Annotated in this window: 5 protein-coding genes and 1 pseudogene; 1 reads left to right on the top strand and 5 read right to left on the bottom strand. The window is 70.0% G+C overall.

Features of this window, described 5'->3' with window-relative positions; all coding sequences use genetic code 11:
- Nucleotides 1–221 (bottom strand): hypothetical protein (locus Q2100_RS29710; protein WP_407667718.1); only part of this gene is annotated, 221 nt, incomplete at its 3' end.
- A gap of 60 nt (nucleotides 222–281) precedes the next feature.
- Here Q2100_RS29710 and msrB point away from each other — a divergent pair.
- On the top strand, nucleotides 282–692 hold the full coding sequence (gene msrB, locus Q2100_RS29705; RefSeq protein ID WP_302916908.1) for a peptide-methionine (R)-S-oxide reductase MsrB: 411 nt from the start codon (nucleotides 282–284) through the stop codon (nucleotides 690–692).
- Between the two features lie 82 nt (nucleotides 693–774).
- On the opposite strand, the gene Q2100_RS29700 is transcribed toward msrB, so the two are convergent.
- From Q2100_RS29700 to Q2100_RS29685, 4 genes and pseudogenes are all read right to left on the bottom strand, one after another.
- Nucleotides 775–1,086 carry a hypothetical protein gene (locus tag Q2100_RS29700; RefSeq protein ID WP_264012343.1) on the bottom strand — a complete coding sequence of 104 codons (312 nt, stop codon included), beginning with the start codon at nucleotides 1,084–1,086 and terminating at the stop codon, nucleotides 775–777.
- 61 nt (nucleotides 1,087–1,147) lie between these two features.
- A complete protein-coding gene (locus Q2100_RS29695; RefSeq protein WP_302916907.1) occupies nucleotides 1,148–3,490 on the bottom strand; it encodes a putative bifunctional diguanylate cyclase/phosphodiesterase in 2,343 nt (780 codons plus the stop codon).
- Nucleotides 3,491–3,717: 227 nt separating this feature from the next.
- Complete coding sequence (gene hemQ / locus Q2100_RS29690; protein WP_302916906.1) at nucleotides 3,718–4,413, bottom strand: hydrogen peroxide-dependent heme synthase; 696 nt, start codon at nucleotides 4,411–4,413, stop codon at nucleotides 3,718–3,720.
- Nucleotides 4,414–4,417: 4 nt separating this feature from the next.
- A pseudogene (locus Q2100_RS29685) lies at nucleotides 4,418–4,864 on the bottom strand (FAD-dependent oxidoreductase); the annotation flags it as partial.

The raw sequence follows: 4,864 nt of genomic DNA, 5'->3' as shown, positions 1-4,864 counted from the left end.
GCCCCGCCCGGCCGCAGCGCGTGCCGGACCCCGCCGGCGATGACCGCGACCCGGCACCGCACGGTCCGGCCGTCGCCGAGCACGACCACCAGCGGGCCGTCGAGTCCGACCGTCAGCTGCACCGCGGGGTGGTGATGCAGGCCGATGTCGACGTCGTCGGCACCGGTCAGATCGCCCGCGAGCACCAGGCGACCGGGCCGCACACTCCACCGCCCCCGCATGCCCCACGGTATCCCTCGGCCGGGTCGGCGGGCGGGGTCCGCTGCGCTAACTTGGAAACCATGAGTACGCCCAAGGTGCAACTGACCGACGACCAGTGGCGCGACAAGCTCACCGCCGAGGAGTTCGTCGTGCTGCGCCGGGCCGGCACCGAACGCCCGTTCACCGGCGAGTACACCGACACCAAGACCGACGGTGTCTACGAGTGCCGGGCCTGCGGTGCCGAACTGTTCCGCAGCAGCGAGAAGTTCGAATCCCATTGCGGCTGGCCGTCGTTCTTCGACCCGGCCGACTCCGACGCGGTGATCTTGCGGACTGACGATTCGATGGGTATGCGGCGCGTCGAGGTGGTCTGCGCCAGCTGCCACAGCCACCTCGGCCATGTCTTCGAAGGTGAGGGCTACCCGACACCGACCGATCAGCGGTACTGCATCAACTCCATCTCACTGCGGCTGGTGCCGAAAGCGCCATGAACGCGCGCCGAGTGTGAACGTCACGACGGAAATCTCGCTCAGGCGTCGTGAGGTTCACACTCGCGGCCGATGAAAGCCGGCACTACCCGGGGTACACCGCGAACTCGGCGCGGTCCTCGGTGTCGGCGACGCATTGGAACAGCAGCGGCGCCGTCATCGCCGTGCCGGAGTAGCAGGTGAACGGCGCGATGACCTGATATTTGTCGCCATCGGGCCGGTATTGCGCCGCATAGTCCGACGCCGTGACGCAGTCGATGTCGCCTGCGGTGATCACGATGGTCTGGCCGTTACGCGGTGGGCACTGCTCGCCGCTCGGATCCTGGGCGAGCGCCTCAGGCGCAGTCGCCATCGCGGAGACGAACAAGGTGGCGCCGACCCATGCCCTGGTTCTCATCCACCCATGATGCCGGTGCCGGCACCGCAATCAGGCCGTTTGCTCCGAAACGTCTACCGCGTCAACCCGATGTCGCTGCGGCGGCCGCGGGGCTGACACCGCGGGCGAGCAGGTCCAGCATCGTCGCGGAGTCGACCGGTGCACTGAAGTGAAAACCTTGGGCCACCCCGCAGCCGTACTCGCGCAGCAGGTCGGCCGTCTCGGCGTCCTCGACACCCTCGGCCACCGTGACCATGCCGAGCACATGGGTGAGATTCACCACCGCACGCACCACCGCCGCCGCCCGCGGGTCGCTGGTCACCGGTGCGATGAGCCGCCGGTCGAGCTTCACCTCGTCGATGGGCAGCTCGCGCAGATAGCTCAGTGCCGAGTAACCGCTGCCGAAATCGTCGATGGCCACCCGGATTCCCCGCTCGCGCAGGTCGTTGAGCACCGACCGGGTGCGGCCGATGTTGTCGAGCAGCAGGTCCTCGGTGATCTCCACGGTGAGCGCGTCCGGAGGCAGCCGACGGTGTTCGAGCGCCTCGGCGATCCGTGCAGGCAGCTTCACGTCGGCCACCGCGGGCGCGAACAGGTTGATCGCGACGGGCACGCCGAGGCCCGCGCGGTACCAGCGGGCCACGTCGTCGAGGGCCATGTTGAGGACGAGCCTGGTGATGGGCGCCATCAGACCGTGCGTGCGGACCAGCGGCAGGAACTCGTCGGGTGACAGCATCCCGCGCTGGGGGTGCGGCCAGCGCAGCAGCGCCTCCGCCCCGACCACCTCGCCGGTCTGCAGGTCGATCTTGGGCTGGTAGACCAGCGTCAGGCCGTAGTGGTCGATGGCGTGGCGGAGCTCGCCGAGCAGCCGCACGGCGTCGGCTCCCCCGCCCCGCGTGCCGCCCGGCCCGGCGTTCCACCCGGCGTCCTCGGGATACACCAGCGCCATCTCGCTACTGAAGACGTGCACGCCGCCGGTGCGCGACCGTTTGGCGGTGTACATCGCCAGATCGGCCTGTTTGAACAGAATGTCGGCGGTCAGGTCGGGCTCGTCGTTCTGACTCTCGAAACTCGCCACGGCGAGCCCGACGCTGGGCCGCATCAGCAGCTGCTGGCCGTCGATCACGAACGGCTCGTCGAACGCCTCGACCACCCGGTGCGCGACGCGGTGGGAGTGGTCGACCCGGCCCTCGAGCAGCACCGCGAACTCGTCGCCACCGAGGCGGGCGACGGTGTCACCGGTACGCACGCAGCCCACCAGCCGCTCGGCCACCCGCATCAGCAACGCGTCGCCGGCGGGGTGGCCGAGGCTGTCGTTGACCAGCTTGAAGTCGTTGAGGTCGAGCGACAGCAGGGCCACCGCCCGGTCGTCGCGCTGGCGCAGCTGCATCGCGTGGGTCAGCCGGTCGTTGAACAGCGCGTAATTGGCCAGCCCTGTGAGCGGATCGCGCAGCGCCTGCTCGGCGACGATGCTCAGCAGCCGCCGGTTCTCGGTGACCACGACGAACTGCCGCAGCAACACGGCCAGGACCAGGCTCAGCGCCACAGGGACGACCGGACCGGTGGTGAGGTGGGGCAGGAAATCGACGGTGCCCAACACCGCCGCCATCAGCAGTGGCACGTAGGGCAGCAGGGCCGACGCCCGAGACGGGATCTGTGGCACGTCCGCGTCCTCGACCGCGGCGTCCCGGCCGACGAGTGCGGCGATGCCGGTGATCAGCAGGCCGGCCAGCCAGCCGAGGTCGAAGATGCCGGTGTAGTACGTGTCCTCGGCGATCTGGTAGGCGAATCCGCTGTCGGAGATCGCCATGAACGCGACGCCGACGGCCACCAGCACCAGCGGCAGCCGTTGCCCTGCCCGGGTGCGGCCGAGCACCAGCACCGCCACCGTGAGCACGACGAGGTCCGACACCGGGTACGCCAACGACAGCGAGAGCGAGAACAGGCTCTCTCCGCCGGCTTCGTAAACCCGTCGGAGCACCGTCACCCACGACACCACGAACAACGATCCGGCGACGATGAGGCCGTCCAGCAGGAACCGGGTTCGGGACTGGCCGGTGTGGCCGACGGGGAAGAGCAACAACGCCAGGCCGGCGCCGACCGGGAAGACCAGGTAGGCCGCATCGGCGATCGACGGGAACGGCGACCGGTCGAGGAGGAGCTCGTAGTAGCTCCACAACACTTCGCCGACCGTCCAGCCGAGCAGGCCGACCGTCAGCGCCAGCCAGGCCGCCCGCTGGCGGCCGCGCGTGGCACGGACGGCCAGCACGGCACAGCCGGTGGAGAACATGCCGAGGACGACGAAGGCCAGGTCACTCATCACCAGGACGGTGCGGGGCCCGCCCCAGCCGGCCACGGTCCACACACCGACGGCCGTACACAGCGCGGTGGCCACGACGATGGTGCGCCTCGACCTGAGTCGCATGGAGGTCCCCTCGTCGCGCGCGCACCCGAAGCGTCGATCTTAGCAAAGCCGCTAAAGGCGCCACCGAACGATGGTTGTTCTTTGCCAAACCGCAGCATGGTGCCCTTATTGCGTGCTCTTCCGGCCAGGACGGAGGTTAGTCGATTTCCTGCGTAAGCGCGCGTCGACAACGCGTCACCGCGCATGCGGGACGAGCAAATTTCAGCGCGTACCCGCCGGACGGCCGGTCAGGGCAGCCGGGCGATGAGTTCCTCGACCCCGACACGCGGACCCGTGAAGAACGGGGTCTCCTCGCGGACGTGCCGACGCGCGTCGGTGGCGCGCAAATCCCGCATCAGGTCGACGATGCGGTGCAGCTCAGGCGCCTCGAACGCCAGGATCCACTCGTAGTCCCCGAGTGCGAACGCCGGGACGGTGTTGGCCCGCACGTCCTTATAGCCGCGCGCCGCCATCCCGTGCTCGGCCAGCATGCGCCGGCGCTCCTCGTCGGGCAGCACGTACCAGTCCAGCGATCGCACGAAGGGGTAGACGCAGATGTAGTCACCCGCGGGCTCACCGGCCACGAACGCGGGCACGTGGCCCTTGTTGAACTCGGCCGGCCGGTGCAGCGCCACGGTGCTCCACACCGGCGTGCTCGCCCGGCCCAGCGCGGTGGCGCGCCGGAAATCCGAGTACGTGGCCTGCAGCGCCTCCACGTTGTCGGCGTGCGTCCACACCATGAAGTCGGCGTCGGCGCGCAGACCCGCCACGTCGTAGACACCGCGGACCACCACGCCGTCGTCCTCGCGCTGCTTGAGGAACGTCGCGGTCTCGTCGACCACCGGCCCGCGGTCCTCGCCGAGGGCGCCGGGCGTCGCCGCGTACACCGAGATCATCGAGTACCGGATCATGGCGTTGAGGGCGTCGTAATCGAGCTTGGCCATGGCCCTATCGTGCCACGCCCGACGGCGCCAGCAGCGTGGCCGCCGCCCGGGTGGCCGATGCCACACAGGCCGGCACGCCGATGCCGTCGAGGTACCCGCCCGCCACCGCCAGCCCCCGCGGCAGGCCGGCGCGCAACTCGGCCACCAGGGCGCCGTGGCCGGGCCCGTACTGCGGCATCGCGTCGATCCAGCGGTGCACGTGGCTGTCCTCCGGCTCGGTGCGGATACCGAAGACGTCCTCGAGATCCTGGGCGGCCCAGTCCAGCAGGTCCTCGTCGCCGGCGCTGCGGGCCAGATCGTCGCCGAACCGGCCGTAGGACAGCCGCACCAGCTCGACGTTCCCGCGCCGGCCCCACTTGCGCGACGACAGCGTGATCGCCTTGGCGTGCAGCCGCTCGCCGCCGGCGACCAGCACCCCCGACTGCTGCGGCAGCGGGGTGCCACCCGGCAG

The sequence above is a fragment of the Mycolicibacterium arseniciresistens genome, assembly GCF_030519285.1.
In the GTDB taxonomy this organism is placed as follows: Bacteria; Actinomycetota; Actinomycetes; order Mycobacteriales; family Mycobacteriaceae; genus Mycobacterium; species Mycobacterium arseniciresistens.
Note: the sequence above shows the minus strand (reverse complement) of the source record. Positions and strands in the feature narration are given on the sequence as shown.

Bases quoted from the DNA above. Each gene is read 5' to 3' on its own strand.
- Q2100_RS29695 (WP_302916907.1), bottom strand. From the start codon at position 3,490: ATGCGACTCAGGTCGAGGCGCACCATCGTCGTGGCCACCGCGCTGTGT.
- Q2100_RS29700 (WP_264012343.1), bottom strand. From the start codon at position 1,086: ATGAGAACCAGGGCATGGGTCGGCGCCACCTTGTTCGTCTCCGCGATG.
- hemQ (WP_302916906.1), bottom strand. From the start codon at position 4,413: ATGGCCAAGCTCGATTACGACGCCCTCAACGCCATGATCCGGTACTCG.
- msrB (WP_302916908.1), top strand. From the start codon at position 282: ATGAGTACGCCCAAGGTGCAACTGACCGACGACCAGTGGCGCGACAAG.